At 73.4% G+C, this 3,716-nt stretch carries 1 protein-coding gene; it reads left to right on the forward strand.

Annotation, left to right across the window (positions count from 1 at the left end):
* Positions 1-3,716, forward strand: a 3,716-nt coding sequence (locus tag HCJ93_RS28935; RefSeq protein WP_167998791.1) for an SDR family NAD(P)-dependent oxidoreductase, incomplete at both ends; no start/stop codon positions are given.

Consider the following 3,716-nt stretch of genomic DNA (forward strand, 5'->3'; position numbering starts at 1 on the left):
GTCAACTGGCCCATCAGCAAGGGCGTTCGGCACATCGACCTGCCCACCTACCCCTTCCAGCACCAGCGCTACTGGATCGACGTACCGGACACCACGGCGGCGCACGCCCCCGTCCCGGCGACCGACATCGTCGACACGCGCTTCTGGGAGGCCGTGGAGAACGAGGACTGGGAGTCGCTCGCCGACACGCTCGCCGTGCCCGACGACGCCTCGCTCAGCACGGTGCTGCCCGCACTCGCGTCCTGGCGGCAGGAGCGCAGGCGCGAGGCCACGGTGAACGACTGGCGGTACGGGATCAGCTGGAAGCCGGTGGCCGACGGGGGTGCCACGACCAGGCTCGGGGGGACCTGGCTCGTGGTGTTCCCGGAGGGGCGGGCCACCGACGACGTCGTCCGTACGGCGGCGGAGGGGCTGGCGCGGCACGGCGCGCAGGTCGTGCCGCTGGAGCTGAACGCCTCCGGGGCCGGCCGGGGGACGTACGTCGATCTCATCGGCGAGAAGCTGTCCGCGCAGGACTCTCCGCTCGCCGGCGTGCTCTCCTTCCTGGCGCTCGACGAGAGCGCCCATCCCGCGCATCCCGCCATGACGGCCGGTGTGGCAGGGACGCTCGCTCTCGTGCAGGCGCTCGGTGACGCGCGCCTTGAGGTGCCGGTGTGGTTCGGCACGTGCGGGGCGGTGGCGGTCGGGGCGTCCGACGCCGTGACCAGTCCGGCGCAGGCGCAGGTCTGGGGCCTGGGCCGGGTCGTCGCGCTGGAGCAGCCCGAGCGCTGGGGCGGCCTCGTCGATCTGCCGCGCGAGCTGGACGACCGGGCCCGGGCACGCCTGTGCGCGGTGCTGGCCGGGCTGGCGGGCGAGGACCAGGTGGCGGTCCGCAGCTCGGTCGTCTTCGCCCGGCGCCTGGTGCGCAACCCGCTGGACGTGCGGACGCCCGAGCAGGCGGCGCCCGGCTGGCGCACCAGTGGCACGGCGCTGGTGACCGGCGGGACGGGAGCGCTCGGCCCGCACATCGCGCGGTGGCTCGCCTCGAACGGCGCCGAGCATGTGGTGCTGACCAGCAGGCGCGGCCCGTCCGCTCCGGGCATGGCCGAGCTGGCGACGGAACTGGCCGCCGAGGGGGTCCGTCTCACGGTGGCCGCGTGCGACGCCGCCGACCGCGAGGCCCTCGCGGGCGTGCTGGAGCAGCTGAAGGCCGACGGGGAGTCCCTGCGTACGGTCGTACACGCGGCGGCGTTCATCGAGTTGGCGTCGCTGGCGGAGTCGGGGCTCGACGAGTTCGCGGACGTGCTGGCCGCGAAGGTGGCGGGCGCCGCTCACCTGGACGAGCTGCTGGGCGGCGACGACCTCGACGCGTTCGTGCTGTTCTCCTCCATCGCCGGTGTCTGGGGCAGCGGTGACCACGGTGCCTACGCCGCCGCCAACGCCTATCTGGACGCGCTCGCGGAGCAGCGCCGTGCCCGCGGTCTGAAGGCCAGTTCCATCGCATGGGGCGTGTGGAACGTCTGGGACCCGGAGCGGCTGCCGGAGGGCGTCAAGCCGGAGCAGCTGCAGGCGCGGGGACTGCCGTTCCTCGACCCGGACACGGCCTTCGCCGCGATGCGCCAGATCCTCGCGCACGACGAGACCTTCGTGGCCGTGGCCGAGGTGGACTGGGAGCGCTTCGTCCCTGTCTTCACCTCGGCGGGACCTCGCCCGCTGCTCGCGGGTGTTCCCGAGGCGCAGCGCGAGATCGAGGCGGCCACGTCGTCCCCCGGAACCGCGTCGGGCGCGGGCGCGCCGAGCGCTCCGTCGTCGCCTCTGCGCGACCGGCTGGAGGGTCTCGCGGCCGAGGAGCGGGACCGGGTGCTGCTGGAGCTGGTGCGCGACCAGGCGGCCTCGGTCCTCGGTCATGCCTCCGGTGAGGCGGTCGAGCCGGGGCGGGCGTTCCGTGATCTGGGCTTCGACTCGCTGACCGCGGTTGAGCTGCGCAACCGGCTCAACACGGCCACCGGGCTGCGGCTGCCGGCGACCCTCGTCTTCGACTACCCCTCCCCCGGTGTGCTCGCCGCCCATCTGCGGGACGAGTTCTTCGGAGCGCTGCCAGACACCGCGCCGGCCGGGACCGCCGCGGCGCCGCCGACCCTGCCGGCCGCCGACGACGACCCGATCGTCATCATCGGCATGGGGTGCCGCTTCCCGGGCGGCGTGCGCTCGCCCGAGGAGCTGTGGGAACTCCTGCTGCGCGGCGGCGACGTGATCTCGGGCCTGCCGACCGACCGCGGCTGGGACCTCGACGCGCTCTATGACCCGGACCCGGAGCAGCGCGGCAAGTCCTACACCCGGCACGGCGGATTCCTGTACGACGCCGCCGACTTCGACCCCGCGTTCTTCGGCATCTCGCCACGCGAGGCCCTGGCGATGGACCCGCAGCAGCGCCTGCTGCTGGAGACCTCCTGGGAGGCCTTCGAGCGGGCCGGCATCAACCCCCAGTCCCTGCGGGGCAGTCGTACGTCCGTGTTCGCGGGCGTCAGCTACCACGACTACGGCTCGCGCCTCGGCGAGACCCCGGAGGAGATCGAGGGCTACCTCGGTACGGGCAACACGGCGAGCATCGCCTCGGGCCGCGTCTCGTACGTCCTCGGCCTGGAGGGCGCCGCGGTCACCCTGGACACGGGCTGCTCGTCGTCGCTGGTCGCCCTCCATCTCGCGGCGCAGTCGCTGCGGCAGGGCGAGTCCACGCTGGCGCTGGCCGGCGGTGTGTCCGTGATGGCGGTGCCCACCTCCTTCACCGAGTTCAGCCGGCAGCGCGGCCTGTCCGTGGACGGCCGGTGCCGGGCCTTCTCGGCCGACGCCGACGGCATGGGCATGTCCGAGGGCGTGGGCATGCTGCTTCTGGAGCGGCTGTCGGACGCACGCCGCAACGGCCACCGAGTCCTTGCCGTCGTCCGCGGTACGGCGATGAACCAGGACGGCGCCAGCAACGGCCTCACCGCCCCCAACGGCCCCTCGCAGCAGCGGGTCATCCGGCAGGCCCTCGCCAACGCGGGTCTCGCCCCCGACCAGGTCGACGCCGTCGAGGCGCACGGCACCGGCACCAAGCTGGGCGACCCCATCGAGGCCCAGGCACTGATCGCCACGTACGGCCAGGACCGCCCGGCCGACCGGCCCCTGTGGCTGGGCTCGGTGAAGTCCAACATCGGCCACACCCAGGCCGCTTCGGGTGTCGCGGGCCTCATCAAGATGGTCATGGCGCTGCAACACGGCGTGCTGCCGAAGACGCTGCACGTCGGCGAGCCCACGCCGAAGGTCGACTGGTCGGCCGGAGCCGTCGCCCTGCTGACCGAGGAGACGGCCTGGCCCAGCACGGGACAGCCGCGCCGGGCCGGTGTCTCGTCGTTCGGCATCAGCGGCACCAATACGCACGCTGTGCTGGAGCAGGCTCCCGATGACGAGCCGGTGTCGGTGTCGGAGTCTCCGGGCGTCGTGCCGTGGGTGATCTCGGCCCGGACCGCCGACGCGCTGCGCGCTCAGGCACGACAGCTCCGCGAATACGTCGATCAGCGAACCGAGTTGGACACCGCAGCCGTCGCCGACACGCTCATCAACGGCCGCGCCCTGTTCGAGCACCGCGCGGTCGTCCTCGCCGAAGCTCCTGATGCCGTCGCCGCCGCGCTCGATGCGCTTGCCGGTGGGCAGCCTCACACCCATCTCGTTCAGGGCCAGGCCAAGGCCGTCGGCAA

It is taken from the genome of Streptomyces composti (assembly GCF_012034205.1).
In the GTDB taxonomy this organism is placed as follows: Bacteria; Actinomycetota; Actinomycetes; order Streptomycetales; family Streptomycetaceae; genus Streptomyces; species Streptomyces composti.